This is a genomic window from Paenibacillus septentrionalis (assembly GCF_042659865.1).
Lineage (GTDB): Bacteria > Bacillota > Bacilli > Paenibacillales > Paenibacillaceae > Pristimantibacillus > Pristimantibacillus septentrionalis.
The window spans coordinates 398,170-414,187 of the sequence record NZ_JBHSTE010000001.1 but is presented as its reverse complement, the minus strand read 5'-3'; the positions used below and the strand labels follow the sequence as shown (position 1 = coordinate 414,187).

Genomic DNA, 16,018 nt, shown 5'->3' with positions numbered 1-16,018 from the left:
CAGGAGATAGGAGAACGTCATGAATATTGATGTCATAGGTTCAGGTTCAATTGGTATGCTAATGGCAGCAAAATTGCTGCAGACACCATATCATGTGCATCTATGGACACGCAGCGAGCAGGCTGCAGCTGTAATACGCAATAGAGGCATTGTCTTACATACGACGGATCATCAAAACCAACACGTATACCATTGTCCTTGCTCTTCCATGGAGCTCATTGTGGAGCAAGATGAGATTCTAGCAGGTCAGCAGGAAGAATGGTATGCCATTATAGCGGTAAAGCAAACCCATATACACGATCAGTTTCTTGAGCAGCTAGATCGACTTGCTAGACTAAGACGCTATCGTGCTATTATGGTCATCCAAAATGGTGTAGGTCATGTGCGAAAAATAGCCAGCATTATGGCGATGCCAATTATTTCGGTCGTAACAAGTGAAGGCGCAAAGCGGCAAGGGCTGAACGAGGTAGTACATGCTGGAAGCGGGACAACTGTACTCGGTGATGAATTAGGTCGAGACAAGGCGCGGTACTACCAGAAAAAATTGGGGAATGCCTTGGAAATAGCAGGATTTACCGTGTTCGTGTCGAAAAACATCAAAGAGCATATTTATCGGAAATTAATGCTGAATGCAGTAATTAATCCATTAACTGCATTATTTAATGTAATGAATGGCGAGCTTCCCGAATCAAGCACCCGACTGGTGCTTATGAAGCAGCTCTTTCAAGAATCGAAGGAGATATTGCTTGAAGAAGAGCCAGCACTAGCGGCGTGTACATTTGACGAAGTATTGGGCATTTGCCAAGCGACAGCAGCCAATACATCCTCTATGAGAGCAGATGTGTTAGCAGGAAGACGAACGGAGATTGCCAGCATCAATGGCGCCATAGCAACAATTGCAGCAACCAACAAGAAAAATGCGCCTCTGAATGAAAGCATGGTACATATCATCGAAGCACTACATCCTGAAAATAAGGAGTGAGCATTCAGAGTTTATGTGGGATATTATTAAATATATATTTTCCGCTATAGCAACGTTTCCTATTTTGCCATTTATTATCGTTTTTATTGGATATGAGTTGTATTCGAAAGATCGCAAACGCTCAATTCGAATGGCGATGGACGTTTCAACTGTATTTTTTATATTAAGTGTAGGAGCCCTATTCAATGAATTGTTCAATAGCGGCTTCGGTTTATACGGCATTATGCTTGCTATGATTATTGGGGCCGGCCTTCTCGGCAATGCGCATTATCGCAAAAATGGCACGATACCATGGAAACGCATGCTTCGCGTCATATGGCGAGTTGCGTTTTTTGTTACCGCGTTTTTATGGCTCGTTCTCATTACATTTGTTCTGCTCAAACTTGCTTTTACAGTGTGAAAATGGTATGAATAGAGCGTCTCTGCTGCTGCAGAGACGTTTTTTTACATCTAACATAATCCATATGTACAACAGTGCTAAGATCATGTATCGTTATCAGAGTGGGCTTCAATCCATTAGAGGAGGTAGAGGAGAAGTGAATGATCTACAGAAATATGAGCTGCCAGTTGCCCAGCAATTGACAGCTGATTATATAGAAGGAAAATCCGGCGTTATTGAGGCTTTATATGGGTATTACAGTGGGCATGAAGCGGATTGGGCGCTTCGTTCGAAGCGTTTGGATGAAAGCAAGGATAAACGGGCTTCATCTGCAGAGCTGGCTGCCGTTTTGCGTTCATATATGAGCAAATATGAACTGAGCGAGCAACAGCAGGCAAATCTTCTGCAAATTGAGCAAGGGGCGCAAGTTGTCGTTGGCGGTCAACAAGCTGGTCTATGGAGTGGGCCGCTGCTAGTGATGCATAAGGCGGTTTCCATTCTGCAGGCTGCCGCTTCTGCAAGCGAGCAGTTGAATCGACCAATTGTACCCGTTTTTTGGATTGCAGGAGAGGACCATGACTGGGACGAGGTTAATCATACATACATCGTTGCCGCTGATCAAAGCTTGAAGAAGCTTAGTCTTGCTAAAACAACAGATGGCCGTACGTCAGTTAGTCGCACCATAATAACTCAGGAACAGTGGCAGGAAGCGATCGCAGAGCTGAATGAACAGCTTCCGGGCTCTGAGTTCAAGGAAGGATTGATTGCACAGCTTAGTACGATTGCAGAGCAAAGCACTTCTCTGTCTGATTTCTTTGCTGCTATGATGCATACGTTGTTTGCGTCATATGGTCTGTTGTTTATTGACTCTGATGCTGAGCAGCTAAGAGCGCTTGAGAAGCCTATGTTTAAGGAAATTTTGAAACACAACGATCAACTGGAAGCAGCGTACGCTGAAGCGGCTTCACAGGTTAAAGAGATGGGGTATACACTCCAGGCCGACGTCAATGCCGGGAGCAGCAATCTATTTGTATTTGCAGAGCAGCTTGGCGGCGACCGTATATTGCTGTACAAATCAGCAGAAGGCTTTCAGGATCGAAAAGGACAGATTCAATACAGCTATCAGCAATTGGAAGAGCTAATCGAAACGAATCCTGCTGCTTTCAGTAACAATGTTCTGACACGACCGCTTATGCAGGACTACGTGTTCCCAGTACTTGCGACCGTGCTTGGTCCAGGTGAAATCTCGTACTGGGCACTAACGGGACGAGCATTCCAGGCGCTTGATATGCAAATGCCGATAATTGTACCTCGAATGTCCTATACGCTTATTGAAGGCATCATTGCTAAAAATATGGATAAATACAGCCTGAGCTTCCATGATGTTATGGGGAATTTCCAGGAGAAGAAGAAGCAATGGCTTCAGGAGCAGGATGAGCTTCATATTAAGGAGCAATTTGAATCTGTTAAACAACAGTTTACGTCGATGTATGCACCGCTTATTGAGTTGGCTGGTTCAATTCAAAGCGGCTTGGTGAAGCTCGGTGAAACCAATATGACGAAAATCGTTGAGCAAATTAGCTACATGGAATCGAAAACGATAGATGCGCAGGAAAAACAGTTCGAGGCAGCAATTAGACAGCTTGATCGCATAGAGCTTGCAATTAAGCCGGGCGGCAAGCCGCAGGAGCGGGTATTGTCGATGATCTCTTACTGGAATCGTTATGATCGTACATGGCTAGATTCCTTAATGCAGGCGCCGTATTCACGGACTGGCGGACATGAAATCGTGAAGCTGTAACTGAATGATAAATAGGAGGATTAAGATGAGTGCAAAAGAAAGAAGTGTAATAACGGATATATCTTTAGCCCCAGAGGGGCGTTTGAAAATTGATTGGGCAAGCTCCCATATGCCTGTTTTGAACCGTGTACGTAAGCAATTTGAAAAAGAGCAGCCATTTAAAGGACTTAAAGTTTCTATTACGCTTCATCTTGAAGCAAAAACAGCTTATTTGGCTAAAGTAATTCAAGCTGGCGGGGCAGAGGTTACGATAACAGGAAGCAACCCGCTTTCTACTCAGGATGATATATGTGCTGCATTAGTTGAGGACGGTATTACGGTATTTGCCAAATACAACCCTTCTCCTGAGGAGTTTAAGCAGCTTAACGTGATGGCGCTTGAAAGCAAGCCTGATCTGATCATTGATGATGGCGGCGATTTTGCTACATTGCTGCACGGCGAATACCCGCAGTATGCTGAAAACCTGCGCGGCGGTGCAGAGGAAACAACGACGGGTATTATTCGACTGAATGCTCTTAAGAAAGAAGGCAAGCTAAGCTTTCCGATGGTAGCTGTAAATGATGCGTACTGCAAATACTTATTCGATAATCGCTACGGAACAGGCCAGTCAGCATTTGACGGCATTATCCGTACGACGAATTTGATGATCGCAGGCAAAACCGTTGTTGTTGCCGGCTATGGCTGGTGCGGCAAAGGTGTAGCGATGCGCGCCAAAGGATTGGGTGCTCAAGTAATCGTAACTGAAATCGATCCAATTAAAGCGGTTGAGGCTTACATGGACGGCTTCTCCGTTATGCCGATGGTGGAAGCAGCTAAGCTGGGTGATTACTTCATTACGGTAACCGGCAATCGTGATATTGTTCGCAGGGAGCATTATGAAGTAATGAAGGACGGCGCGATCTTGTGTAATGCCGGCCATTTCGATGTAGAGGTTAACAAGATTGATCTGGCAGAAATGAGCGTCAGCAAGCGTGTTGTTCGTCGCAATATCGAAGAATATACGATGGAAGATGGACGCAAGTTTTACTTGCTGGCAGAAGGACGCCTTGTAAACCTGGCAGCTGGAGACGGACATCCTGCGGAAATTATGGATATGACGTTCGCCTTGCAAGCGCTGGGCTTGAAATACGTTAATGAAAATTATCAATCAATGGGGAACGACGTAGCGAAAGTGCCGTATGAAATCGATCAGCAAGTTGCGCGCTACAAGCTTGAAGCGCTAGGAATGAGTCTTGATCAATTAACAGACACGCAAATCGCGTATTTAGATAGCTGGAAATAATTACAACAGAATATTTTTAATAAATCCTGCTAACATTAGCAGGATTTTTGTTTTAGGTGGCGAATTATTCTCACTGAGTGGTGGAAAGTGGGGGAAAGTGGAGTAAAAAGGGGAAGGAGTGGAGCGAAATTATGTTTATGGGAGAATATCAGCATACGATCGATGAAAAAGGTCGGCTTATTATCCCTGCCAAATTTCGTGATCAGCTCGGAACCACCTTTATTGCAACGCGAGGCCTCGATAACTGTTTATTCGTTTACCCGGAAAGTGAGTGGACGATTTTGGAGCAGAAATTAAAAGCACTTCCATTGATGAAATCAGATGCACGTGCGTTTACACGCTTCTTCTTCTCGGGTGCTACCGAATGTGAGCTGGACAAGCAAGGACGGGTTAATATTCCGCCACATCTACGTGAATATGCCAAGCTTGAGAAGGATTGTATGGTGCTTGGCGTATCGAATCGGGTTGAGGTATGGAGTAAATCAACTTGGGAAGGCTATTATCAACAATCTGAGGAAGCCTTTAATGAGATTGCTGAAAAGCTCGTAGACTTTGATTTTAATTTCTAGCATGACAACGAGAATTGGGGGATGTAGGTGTTTGCGCACACAACTGTACTATTGAATGAAGCTGTAGAAGGCTTGAATATTAAGCCGGATGGCATATATGTGGATTGCACCTTGGGTGGTGCGGGGCACAGCTCTCTTATCGTAGAGCAGCTGGGCCAGCATGGACGACTGATCGCGTTTGACCAGGATGATTGGGCGCATGAGAATGCGAAGCAGCGACTTGCTCCACATTTGGATAAAGTAACACTTGTACGCAGCAATTTTCGCTATCTGGAAGAGGAACTGCTGAATTGCAATGTGCCTGTAGTAGATGGTGTGCCGCAGGTGGACGGCATCTTGTTTGATCTTGGTGTTTCAAGTCCGCAGCTGGACGAAGCTGAGCGGGGCTTCAGCTACAATCACGATGCGCCGCTCGATATGCGAATGGATCGCGAGCAGGAGCTGACCGCTTATCATATTGTAAATGAATGGGAAGAACGTGAACTTTCTCGCATTCTGGATCGGTATGGGGAAGAAAAATTTGCCCGCAACATCGCTCGCTCGATTGTGAAAAATCGGCAGTCTGGACCGATCACTTCAACTGCAGTGCTCGCTGAAATCGTGAAAAATGCTATTCCGGCAGCTACTAGAAGAACGGGTGGACATCCTGCCAAGCGCTCGTTTCAAGCGTTGAGAATTGCGGTTAATGATGAATTGGGTGCAGAGGAGACAGCATTAGAGGCGGCAGTACGCTGCACAGCATCAGGAGGCAGAATTTCCGTTATTACCTTTCATTCTCTGGAGGATCGAATCTGCAAGCAGACCTTTGCCAAATACGTTGAAAAATGTACATGCCCGCCTGACTTTCCGATGTGTGTCTGTGGAAATGAAGGGGTACTGAAATTAGTGAATCGAAAGCCAATCGTACCGAGTGACGCAGAGCTGGAAGCGAACCCTCGTGCTAGATCGGCTAAATTAAGAGTTGCAGAAAAGCTGTAGGGGGGAATATTCGTGGCCTATCATTATGGAAATCTAGCAGTAAAACCAAAGCGTAAGCAGCAAGAAGAATACGTCATTCGAGAAACGAGAAAAAAAGTAGTAAAAAGAAAATCAATACCAGTAGGAGAAAAACTGCTCTATCTAATGACGGTGCTAGTCTGCGTGATCGTCGCTAGTATAATCATTTCTAGGTATGCGGATATTTATAATATTAACCTACATATCAAGCAGGTCAATAGTGAGATGCAGAGCATGCAGCTTGACGTGCAGCAGCTAGAGCGAGAGGTTCAAACCTTAAATGATCCCGAGCGCATTCGCAAATATGCTGAGTCGCAAGGGATGTATAGCAGCCTTGAATCCGGTATCGTCGTTAAAAAGTCCGATGTTCTTGAAGGGACAGCAAGGGTGGAATAGAAAGTGAAGACGATGATAAAGCGAATGAAATTGCGCACATTGACACTGGGAGGGCTGATTACCCTCCTTTTTCTTTTTTTAATTTTTCATCTCTATAAAACTCAAATTGTTGAAGGGGCCAAATGGCTGGAGCTCGCCGAGAAACGCTGGTCAACATCTGAAACCTTCCAGGCTAAGCGTGGAACCATTACCGATCGTGATGGCAATGTGCTTGCGATGGACGCATTGGCCTACAATGTATCTATTAATCCGCGAGTCATTCATGAGCATGGCATGCAGGATAAAGTTACAGATGCACTGACCTCTATTTTAGAGGTAAGCAAGGACTATATTCAAGGTCATCTGAATGCGAAACGAGATGACGGCTCTTATTTTGCCAATCGCGAGCTGCGTCAAGGAGGCTGGCAAATTGAAAAGGAAAAGGCTGATTTGCTTCGTGCTTTTTCTGATGAATTGAAAAAGGAGCTGTCTGACAAAAAGCTCGGCAGTGATACCGGCATCTATTTGTCTGAAACCTATGAACGATTGTATCCTCGTCATGAATTGGCCTCGCAAATCATCGGGTATATTAGCCTCGATGGCGAAAACAAGATAGGGATGGAATCCACCTTCAATGACATATTGGAAGGCCAAGATGGCTATATATCCTATCAGAAGGACGGTCAGCGTGTACAGATCGTTGGTAGTGATGTCGAGTATGTTGCACCGAAGGACGGTCAGACGATTCAGCTTACGCTAGACGGCGAGATCCAAAACTATGCTGAAATTGCTTTGCGTAATGTCGTTGAGAAATATTCACCGAAAAGTGCAACGGCGATTGTTGCGAATCCGAAAACGATGGAAATTTTGGCGATGGCTAATATGCCTGAGTTCAATCCGAATGAATATTGGAAGAGCGCAGACAACTATGCGGCTATGTACAACCACGCTGTAGGCTCGCTTTATGAGCCAGGCTCAACCTTTAAAATTGCTACGCTTGCTGCTGCTATTGAGGAAGGCGTATTCGATCCAACTGAAGAGTACCAATCTGGTAGCATCAAGGTTGCGGGCGACCCTACGCCAATCAATGACCATAATCGAGTCGGCTGGGGAAAAATCAGCTTCCTGGAAGGCTTGAAATATTCCAGTAACGTTGCTTTTGTTAAACTCGGCTACGAGCGTTTAGGCGGTGAAAAGCTGAGAGAGTACTTTACGAACTTTGGCTTCGCTCAGAAAACCGGCATTGAAGTACCGAACGAGGCGGTTGGTACGATTCGCTTCCAATATCCGCGTGATATCGCGGCAGCGACATTCGGACAGGGCGTCGTTCTCGTAACACCGATCCAGCAAATTGCCGCGGTTGCAGCAGTTGCCAACGGCGGTGAGCTAATGAAGCCGTATCTTGTTAAAAGTGTTACCGATCCTGTAACGAAGACAACGACCGTAACCGAACCAACAGTCGTAAGACGTGTCATTTCTGAGGGAACGTCGAAGCTAGCTGGTGAGTATTTGGAGCAGGTAGTATCTGACCTTGAGAAAGGTACTGGTCGTAATGCATATATTGAAGGCTATCGTGTAGCGGGGAAAACAGGTACTGCGCAAAAGGTTGTCAACAACCAATACGCATCGGACAAGTTTGTTGTCTCCTTTATCGGCTATGCTCCGGTAGAGGACCCACAGCTCATTGTGTATGTCATCATTGATGAACCGAATGATCCGCTCGCTGGCGGTGGTGCAGTTGCCGCTCCTGTATTCCGTGAAATTATGCTGAAAAGCTTGCGTAAGCTGGAAATCGCGCCAAGCTATGAGGTAACGCAGAATCATTCTGACGATGAAGATGCAGCTCCAACAGTTGCGATGATCAAAGTTCCTGATGTGACAGGGATGAAGGGCGCGCTTGCGAAGGAGAAGCTGAAGGTAACGGGATTAAAGCATGAATTTATTGGTGATGGTGTTATCATCGAACAGCAAATTCCTGCTGCGGGATCGCTAGTGCATCCTTCACAGTCGATATATCTGGTAACAGAGCAGCAGGAAAAGCTCGTTGTCCCTGATCTGATCGGTGCTTCTCTGCGCGATGCAGTGGAAATTACCGCCCTGCTAGGGGTGAAGCTGAAAATAGAGGGCAGCGGCTATGTATATGAGCAGCAGCTTATTGAGGACAAGGGCACAAGGACGCTAACGGTCAAGCTGAAGCCGCTTGTTGAATCGGACTATGTGCAACCTGTGCAATCAAGCGACTCTGATTCGCAACAAGGAGAAGAGCAATCTGGCCAGGAGCAAACTTCTACTGAGGAAGATTCAGACAATCCTGCATCTGAAGACAACGCTGACGAGCAACCTACCTCTGATGACGAAGGCGGGAATGACTCAGCGCAAGCATAATGAATGAGGAGATGGCCGACAAGGTCATCTCCTTGTTTTGTTTTGTCCACGTACAAGTTCTATCTTGTCCTATGGTTGAATACGCATGAAGAGAGAGCAATCAGGAGCATCATGTAGATTCAACGATAGGGGGATCGTGATGAAAGTTTCAAATGTGACCGTAAGAAGACGATTATTTATCATCCTTATGATAGCGATCGTAGCATTTATCGGTTTAATTGTACGTCTTAGCTATGTGCAATTAATAAAAGGGTCGGAGCTGTCAGCGAAGGCAGAGGATTCATGGCGGCGAGATATTCCATATGTGGCAAAGCGTGGTGAAATCTGGGATCGCAATGGTGTGCGTCTCGCCTACAATATTAGTACACCTACGGTATGGGCTATTCCTGTTCAAGTAAAAGACAAGGAAGGTACTGCTAAAACGCTTGCTCCAATGCTTGATATGTCAGAAGAGGATGTACTGCAAAAAGTATCTAAAAAAGAAATGATCATTAGGCTTGGTCCAGGCGGAAGAAAGATGACGCCTGAGCAAGCTGCTGAAATACGGGCACTGAATTTGCCGGGGATTGTAGTAGCAGAGGATAATAAGCGCTATTATCCATACGATCAATTGGCGGCTCATATGCTCGGATTCACTGGAATTGACAATCAAGGTTTGACAGGGCTTGAGCTGACGCATGACGACAAGCTGACAGGCGTTGGCGGAATGGTGAGCTTCCTCTCAGATGCAGCGGGGCGTCAAATGCCTAACTCATCTGATACGTACGTAGAGCCGCATGAAGGACTAACCTTGCAGCTAACGCTTGATCAGCAAATTCAGACGGTAATGGAGCGAGAGCTGGATCAAGCAATGACCGGACTAAACGCAGATGCCGTTATTGCCATTGCGATGAACCCGAATACTGGCGAAATATTAGGCATGGCTAGTCGGCCGGGCTTCAGCCCAAGCAATTATCAGCAAGTAGATCCAGTCGTTTATAATCGCAATCTGCCTATTTGGATGACCTATGAGCCAGGTTCAACCTTCAAAATTATTACACTTGCTGCAGCGTTGGAGGAGAAGAAGGTAGATTTGATGAATGAGCGCTTTTATGATGGCGGTGCGGTTGAAATTGGCGGAGCAAGACTGCGTTGCTGGAAAAAGGGGGGGCATGGCAGTCAAACCTTCCTTCAAGTTGTTGAGAATTCCTGCAACCCCGGGTTTGTTGAGCTAGGCAATCGTCTTGGCAAGGATAAACTGTTCGAATATATTCGCAATTTTGGCTTTGGCTCAAAGACGGGCATCGATATTGGCGGCGAGGAGAACGGAATCCTGTTCAAGCTTAGTCAGGTTGGCCCTGTTGAGCTTGCCACAACCGCATTTGGTCAGGGGGTATCGGTTACACCGATTCAACAGATTACTGCGGTCTCAGCCGCCATCAACGGAGGTACCTTATACAAGCCATACGTGACCAAGTCGTGGATTAATCGGGAAACAGGCGAGGTTGTCCAAGAGGTAGAGCCGACGGTTGTACGGGAGGTTATCTCCGAAGAAACATCGAAGCAGGTGCGAGAGGCGCTGGAGAGCGTCGTAGCGCTTGGTACAGGTAGAAATGCGTTTATAGACGGCTATCGTGTTGGCGGCAAGACAGGGACCGCTCAGAAGGTTGTGAATGGACGTTATTCAACGACCGAGCATATTGTCTCCTTTATCGGCTTCGCCCCAGCGGATGATCCGCAGATCGTCGTGTATGTAGCTGTCGACAATCCCGAGGGCATTCAGTTCGGCGGCGTTGTTGCAGCACCGATAGTCCGTAACATATTAGAGGATTCCCTGCAAATTTTAGAGGTGCCCAAGCGTGAAAAGCAAATTGATCGCTTATACCGTTATGGCGAAACGCCAGTCGTTACCGTTCCGAACTTAATCGGGAAAACGATCACTGAAATTTACGAGGATTTGAATATGAACTTCAACCTGACTAGCGCGGGTTCCGGAAATACCGTGATTAAGCAGGCACCTGCTGCCGGAGAGCGTGTGGAGCGAGGCTCGACTATCCGCATTTATTTGGGAGATGAGTCGGATTTACCAGAGGGTGCGGTGCATCACCACAATTAATCGACCAAGTTATAAAGTGGCATAAGCGAGAGAAAATAGCGGAACCTTTCCTCTGATTCTCTCGCTTGCCGTTTCACATGCTATAATAAAAGAGCATGTTTCAGAGTCTATCTACATAATTGTTAAAAATAGCTATTGAATTGGCAAGCTATTGCGGGGTAGTATATTGTTCGGGCTATGTAGTTGGAAATCATTAGGCTCAGCATGTAGATCATGAAGAAGGAGTTAATGACATTGATAACAAGAACGATTGCGCAGCTGGTTGATATGAGCGGTGCAATATATAAAGGTGAGCATCGTGATCGCATCATAAAAGGTGTTAAGACTGATTCAAGAGCAGAGGCGGGTGAACTGTTTGTTCCATTAAGCGGTGAACGTTTTGATGGGCATCAGTTTATTCAGCAGGCAATTGAAACTGGTGCAAAGGCAGCGCTTTGGAAAAAAGGGGTTGCTGTGCCTGAGGAGCTTGCTGATTTTCCGCTGCTGTATGTTCGCGATCCTCTTGCTGCGCTGCAAAAGCTGGCGATGAGTTATCGAAGCGAGCTGTTTACTCGCGTTGTCGCAATTACAGGAAGCAATGGCAAGACGACGACTAAGGATATGACCGCTGCCCTGCTTGGCACAGCCTACAAGGTTAGCAAGACGGCAGGCAATCTGAATAACCATATCGGCTTGCCGCTTACCATATTGGCGCTTGAAGAGGATACAGATGTAGCAGTTGTTGAGCTTGGTATGAGTGGCTTTGGCGAAATCGAGCTGCTGACTAAAATTGCCCAGCCTGATGTCGCTGTTATTACAAACATCGGGGATGCGCATTTGCTTCAGCTTGGAAGCCGAAGGGGCATTGCCCAGGCAAAGCTTGAAATTGTTCAAGGCTTGGGGGATGAAGGAGTATTCCTATATAACGGGGATGAGCCACTTTTAGAGGAAGAAATGGCGAAGCTGCTCATTCCAAGCACAATTGAGAAAAAAACGTTTGGACTACAGGAAAAGCATGTCTGGTCAGCTGCCAACATTGAGCTGGATCCATTTCAAAGCAGCTTTGACGTGCTCTATTTGGGCAAGTCTTGTAGTGTGGGACAGCAACAAATCATGATCCCTGGACGTCATAACGTAAGCAATGCCTTAGCGGCGATCGCGGTCGCAAGACTGTTTGGCGTGTCGGCTGAGCAGATCAAGGAAGGCTTTAAGGCAATGCAGCTTACCGGGATGCGGATTGCACCTGCTAAAGCGTATAATGGCGCAACTCTGCTCAATGATGCATACAATGCCAATCCGACTGCGATGAAGGCCGCAATTGATCTGGTAGCCAGCTTGTCTGGATTCCGAAAAAAATGGGTTGTGCTTGCTGATATGCTTGAGCTGGGTCCAGACGAGATACAGCTTCACCGCGAAATGGGCGAATATGCTGATGCAACTAAGGTGGATGCCGTTATTACATGCGGTCCGCTTGGCAAGCATATCTCCGAAGGCGCAGCTGCTTCATTTAACGATAGCGAGCAGCGCAGTCATTTTGATACAAAGGAAGAGCTTATCGCCTGGCTGCTGCCTCGTGTAATGCCGGAGGACCTCGTGCTGGTCAAGGGCTCGCGAGGTATGAAGATGGAGCAGGTTGTCGAAGCTTTGGAAAAGGGGTGAGTGTATGGACATGGTGGTCATTTTATTATCATTAGGCGTTTCTTTCATACTAGCAGTCTTATTCGGACCATTGTTCATACCGCTATTAAGACGTTTGAAGTTTGGGCAGCAGATTCGTACAGACGGACCGCAAAGTCATTTGAAAAAAAGTGGAACGCCTACGATGGGCGGCATCATTATTATGCTTGCTTTGCTCATTACGTTTATCAAGTTTGCAGATAAATCCGATGAATTTTGGGTGCTGCTGACCGCATCGCTTGGGTTCGGCATTGTCGGGTTTTTGGATGACTATATTAAAATCGTATTCAAGCGCTCGCTTGGACTAACAGCAAAGCAAAAGCTTGCAGGTCAGCTGATTTTCTCAATTATTGTATGCTGGCAGCTTTTCAATATGGGGCACAGCACGGAGCTGCTGATTCCAGGCACATCCGTTGGCATTGATCTTGGCTGGCTTTATTATCCGTTTGTTGTCATCATTATGTTTGCAGCGAGCAACTCGGTCAACTTTACAGACGGTGTCGATGGACTGCTGGCAGGAACAAGCGCCATAGCCTTCGGTGCCTTTACGATTGTTTCCCTAACGGTAGTGGAATATGATGCAGCTATTTTCTCGGCTGCAATGGTTGGTGCCGTGTTAGGCTTTCTAGTCTACAATGCACACCCGGCTAAGGTGTTCATGGGGGATATGGGCTCGCTTGGCATCGGCGGCGGTATTGCCGCTGTTGCGATATTGACCAAGACAGAGCTGCTTCTGATTTTGATTGGCGGTGTTTTTGTATTGGAAATGCTGTCTGTCATCATTCAGGTGACATCCTTTAAACTCCGGAAGAAGCGCGTTTTCAAAATGAGTCCGATCCATCATCATTTTGAGCTTTCCGGCTGGTCGGAATGGAAGGTTGTTACGGTGTTCTGGTCAGTAGGTCTATTGCTTGCTGTGCTAGGACTATTGTTTGTGATATAGATATAGGCTACGGTTCTCGCAAGGCGGGAACCTTTTCAGCTATATAGGTAGGTTCAAAAGCTCGGCTTTGATGACGATGTGAAGCGTTGGAGATTATTCGACGGCGAAGCTTGAATTCATCGGGATTTTCCGATGCTCACGTACCAAAAACGTACGCTCCGCTTCTCAAATCCCTAGCTTCATTCAATCTTCTTGGTCCTGAAAGTAGAGCTTTTGAACCCTGATTTGAAAAGGTAGGTTCAAAAGTCCGGCTTTGATGACGATGTACTACTGAAAGCTTACTCGACGGCGAATATGTCACGCTACCGAAGGCTCCGGTGCTCACGTAGCTTGTGCCTACGCTGCGCGCCTCGCCTTCTAGTATCGTGCCATCTTCTTGGTCCTGAAAGCCGAACTTTTGAACCCTGATTTGAAAAGGTAGGTTCAAAAGTCCGGCTTTGATGACGGTGTGAAGCGCTGGAGATTATTCGACTGCGAAGCTTGAATTCATCGAGGGAACATGCTTCCGAGGTATGTTTTCTGCGAAAACATTGTAGCTCACGTACCAAAAACGTACGCTGCGCGCCTCGCCTTCTAGTATCGTGCCATCTTCTTGGTCCTGAAAGCCGATCCTTTGAACCCTGATTTGAAAAGGTAGGTTCAAATGTCCGGCTTTGATGACGATGTGAAGCACTGGAGATTATTCGACTGCGAAGCTTGAATTCATCGGGATTTTCCGATGCTCACGTACCAAAAACGTACGCTCCGCTTCTCAAATCCCTAGCTTCATTCAATCTTCTTGGTCCTGAAAGCCGAGCCTTTGAACCCTGATTTGAAAAGGTAGGTTCAAATGTCCGGCTTTGATGACATTGTGAAGCGTTGGAGATTATTCGAGGGTGAATATGTCACGCTACCGAAGGGTTATGCTTCCGAGGTATGTTTTCTGCGAAAACATTGTATCTCACGTACTCAAAACGTATGCTGCGATTTTCCAATCCCTACTTCGTCCAAGTTTCTTGGTGCTGAAAGTCGAATTTTTGAAACTTTTTGAGTTAAAAGTCCAACAACTTTTGAACATACTATCCGTACATATTGTCAAAGAGAGGTCGTTATTATATGAAGCATCCAACCCAGTATAAAAATAAAAAAATAGTCGTGCTAGGTTTGGCAAGAAGCGGGGTCAGCGTCGCGAAGCTGTTTCATCAGCTGGGGGCAGTTGTGACGGTTAATGATCGCAAATCTCGCGAGCAATCTCCTGAGGCTGACGAACTGGAGGCGCTCGGCATAGAGGTCATATGCGGACATCATCCTGACGATCTTGTGCAGGAAGATACCGCTTTGCTAGTAAAAAATCCAGGAATACCTTACTCTGCTCCTCCTATCGAGCGGGCAAAGCAATTAAAAATAGAAATTATAACAGAAGTAGAAGTAGCATATTGGATTAGCGAGGCTCCGATTATTGGCATCACAGGCTCCAACGGCAAGACGACAACAACGACGCTGATTGGCGAGCTGCTATCGGCGGCCAAGCTTCAGCCTGTTGTCGGCGGTAATATTGGCTTGCCGCTCTGTGAGATTGCACTAGAGGTGACGAAAGAGCAGTGGATTGTTGCTGAGCTTAGCAGCTTTCAACTGAAGGGGACCGTTGCGTTTGCACCGAAGATTGCGCTTATCTTGAATTTGGCAGAAACTCACCTTGATTATCATGGGGATATGCAGGATTATATTCAGTCAAAGGCGAAAATATTAGAGAACCAGACAGAGGACGATATCGCTGTTTTGAATTGGGATGATCCAGTTACGAAGGCGTTAATCTCCTCCTGTAAAGGAAGAAGCTTTCCGTTCTCGATTTATGACACGCTGGAGCAAGGGGTTTATATTGATCCGCCATTTGCCCCGATACAAGCTGGAGATCCGTTGCCTAACGCAGCTGAGGAAGCATCAATTCGCAGCATCGTATATCGCATGTCTTCTGATGACGAGCCGCAGCGCTTAATGCCGCTGGAGCGCTTGGGCATTCCAGGGCGGCATAATGCTGCCAATGCGATTGCAGCGATCGCAGCATGCCTGGTGGCGGGTGCTGAGCCGTCTGCCTTGGTAGAGCCGCTGGAGCAATTCCGAGGTGTGGAGCATCGCCTCGAATATGTGCGTCAGCTGGAGGGTGTGTCGTACTATAATGATTCAAAGGCAACCAATGCAACTGCGACGACGATGACCATTCGCTCGTTGTCAGCGCCTATCGTGCTAATAGCAGGCGGATTGGATCGCGGCTCGGACTATATGGAGCTGCTTCCCATTTTGCGAGATCGCTTAAAGGGACTTGTGGCAATTGGTGAAACCCGCAAGAAGCTTGCGTCAGTTGCAGAACTGGCAGGTTTAGAAGCGGTGCAGATCGTCGAACCTAAAGCTAGTGCCGAGGAAACGCTTGATGAAGCGGTTAAGCTTGCGGCAAAGCTGGCTGACAAGGGAGATATTGTACTGCTGTCGCCTGCTTGCGCAAGCTGGGATATGTTTTCTTCCTATGAACAAAGAGGAAGCATGTTTAAGAAATCGGTGCATACCTTGTAAGTAGGGGG

General features: G+C 46.7%; 12 protein-coding genes. All 12 read left to right on the top strand.

Annotated features, from left to right (window positions below):
* The first annotated feature begins 19 nt into the window (after positions 1-19).
* The 12 genes from ACFP56_RS01980 to murD all read left to right on the top strand — a co-directional run bounded on the left by ACFP56_RS01980 (position 20) and on the right by murD (position 16,010).
* A complete protein-coding gene (locus ACFP56_RS01980; protein ID WP_379230552.1) occupies positions 20-982 on the top strand; it encodes a ketopantoate reductase family protein in 963 nt (320 codons plus the stop codon).
* 13 nt (positions 983-995) lie between these two features.
* Complete coding sequence (locus tag ACFP56_RS01975) at positions 996-1,382, top strand: DUF3397 domain-containing protein (RefSeq protein ID WP_379230550.1); 387 nt, start codon at positions 996-998, stop codon at positions 1,380-1,382.
* Positions 1,383-1,518: 136 nt separating this feature from the next.
* A complete protein-coding gene (gene bshC / locus ACFP56_RS01970) occupies positions 1,519-3,162 on the top strand; it encodes a bacillithiol biosynthesis cysteine-adding enzyme BshC (RefSeq protein WP_379230547.1) in 1,644 nt (547 codons plus the stop codon).
* Positions 3,163-3,187: 25 nt separating this feature from the next.
* Complete coding sequence (locus ACFP56_RS01965) at positions 3,188-4,444, top strand: adenosylhomocysteinase (protein WP_379230545.1); 1,257 nt, start codon at positions 3,188-3,190, stop codon at positions 4,442-4,444.
* Positions 4,445-4,575: 131 nt separating this feature from the next.
* Complete coding sequence (mraZ, locus tag ACFP56_RS01960) at positions 4,576-5,013, top strand: division/cell wall cluster transcriptional repressor MraZ (RefSeq protein ID WP_379230543.1); 438 nt, start codon at positions 4,576-4,578, stop codon at positions 5,011-5,013.
* Positions 5,014-5,040: 27 nt separating this feature from the next.
* Positions 5,041-5,991 (top strand): 16S rRNA (cytosine(1402)-N(4))-methyltransferase RsmH, encoded by a 951-nt coding sequence (gene rsmH, locus ACFP56_RS01955; protein WP_379230540.1) that lies wholly within the window; start codon positions 5,041-5,043, stop codon positions 5,989-5,991.
* Positions 5,992-6,003: 12 nt separating this feature from the next.
* Positions 6,004-6,405, top strand: coding sequence for a cell division protein FtsL (ftsL, locus tag ACFP56_RS01950; protein WP_379230538.1), 402 nt, complete (start codon positions 6,004-6,006; stop codon positions 6,403-6,405).
* A gap of 12 nt (positions 6,406-6,417) precedes the next feature.
* Positions 6,418-8,769, top strand: a complete 2,352-nt coding sequence (locus tag ACFP56_RS01945; protein ID WP_379231752.1) for a penicillin-binding protein — start codon at positions 6,418-6,420, stop codon at positions 8,767-8,769.
* Between the two features lie 139 nt (positions 8,770-8,908).
* Entirely contained in the window at positions 8,909-10,864 is a 1,956-nt protein-coding gene (locus ACFP56_RS01940) for a stage V sporulation protein D (protein WP_379230536.1), read from the top strand.
* Positions 10,865-11,092: 228 nt separating this feature from the next.
* Positions 11,093-12,502 carry a UDP-N-acetylmuramoyl-tripeptide--D-alanyl-D-alanine ligase gene (locus ACFP56_RS01935; protein WP_379230534.1) on the top strand — a complete coding sequence of 470 codons (1,410 nt, stop codon included), beginning with the start codon at positions 11,093-11,095 and terminating at the stop codon, positions 12,500-12,502.
* A gap of 4 nt (positions 12,503-12,506) precedes the next feature.
* Positions 12,507-13,463 (top strand): phospho-N-acetylmuramoyl-pentapeptide-transferase, encoded by a 957-nt coding sequence (gene mraY, locus ACFP56_RS01930; RefSeq protein ID WP_379230532.1) that lies wholly within the window; start codon positions 12,507-12,509, stop codon positions 13,461-13,463.
* 1,095 nt (positions 13,464-14,558) lie between these two features.
* Positions 14,559-16,010 (top strand): UDP-N-acetylmuramoyl-L-alanine--D-glutamate ligase, encoded by a 1,452-nt coding sequence (gene murD / locus ACFP56_RS01925; protein ID WP_379230530.1) that lies wholly within the window; start codon positions 14,559-14,561, stop codon positions 16,008-16,010.
* Positions 16,011-16,018 lie beyond the last annotated feature (8 nt).

Excerpts from the sequence above, each read along its gene's own strand:
- mraZ (WP_379230543.1), top strand. The coding sequence starts at position 4,576 with ATGTTTATGGGAGAATATCAGCATACGATCGATGAAAAAGGTCGGCTT.
- ACFP56_RS01965 (WP_379230545.1), top strand. The coding sequence starts at position 3,188 with ATGAGTGCAAAAGAAAGAAGTGTAATAACGGATATATCTTTAGCCCCA.
- ACFP56_RS01975 (WP_379230550.1), top strand. The coding sequence starts at position 996 with ATGTGGGATATTATTAAATATATATTTTCCGCTATAGCAACGTTTCCT.
- ACFP56_RS01980 (WP_379230552.1), top strand. The coding sequence starts at position 20 with ATGAATATTGATGTCATAGGTTCAGGTTCAATTGGTATGCTAATGGCA.
- ACFP56_RS01935 (WP_379230534.1), top strand. The coding sequence starts at position 11,093 with ATGACATTGATAACAAGAACGATTGCGCAGCTGGTTGATATGAGCGGT.
- murD (WP_379230530.1), top strand. The coding sequence starts at position 14,559 with ATGAAGCATCCAACCCAGTATAAAAATAAAAAAATAGTCGTGCTAGGT.
- mraY (WP_379230532.1), top strand. The coding sequence starts at position 12,507 with ATGGACATGGTGGTCATTTTATTATCATTAGGCGTTTCTTTCATACTA.
- ACFP56_RS01945 (WP_379231752.1), top strand. The coding sequence starts at position 6,418 with ATGATAAAGCGAATGAAATTGCGCACATTGACACTGGGAGGGCTGATT.
- ACFP56_RS01940 (WP_379230536.1), top strand. The coding sequence starts at position 8,909 with ATGAAAGTTTCAAATGTGACCGTAAGAAGACGATTATTTATCATCCTT.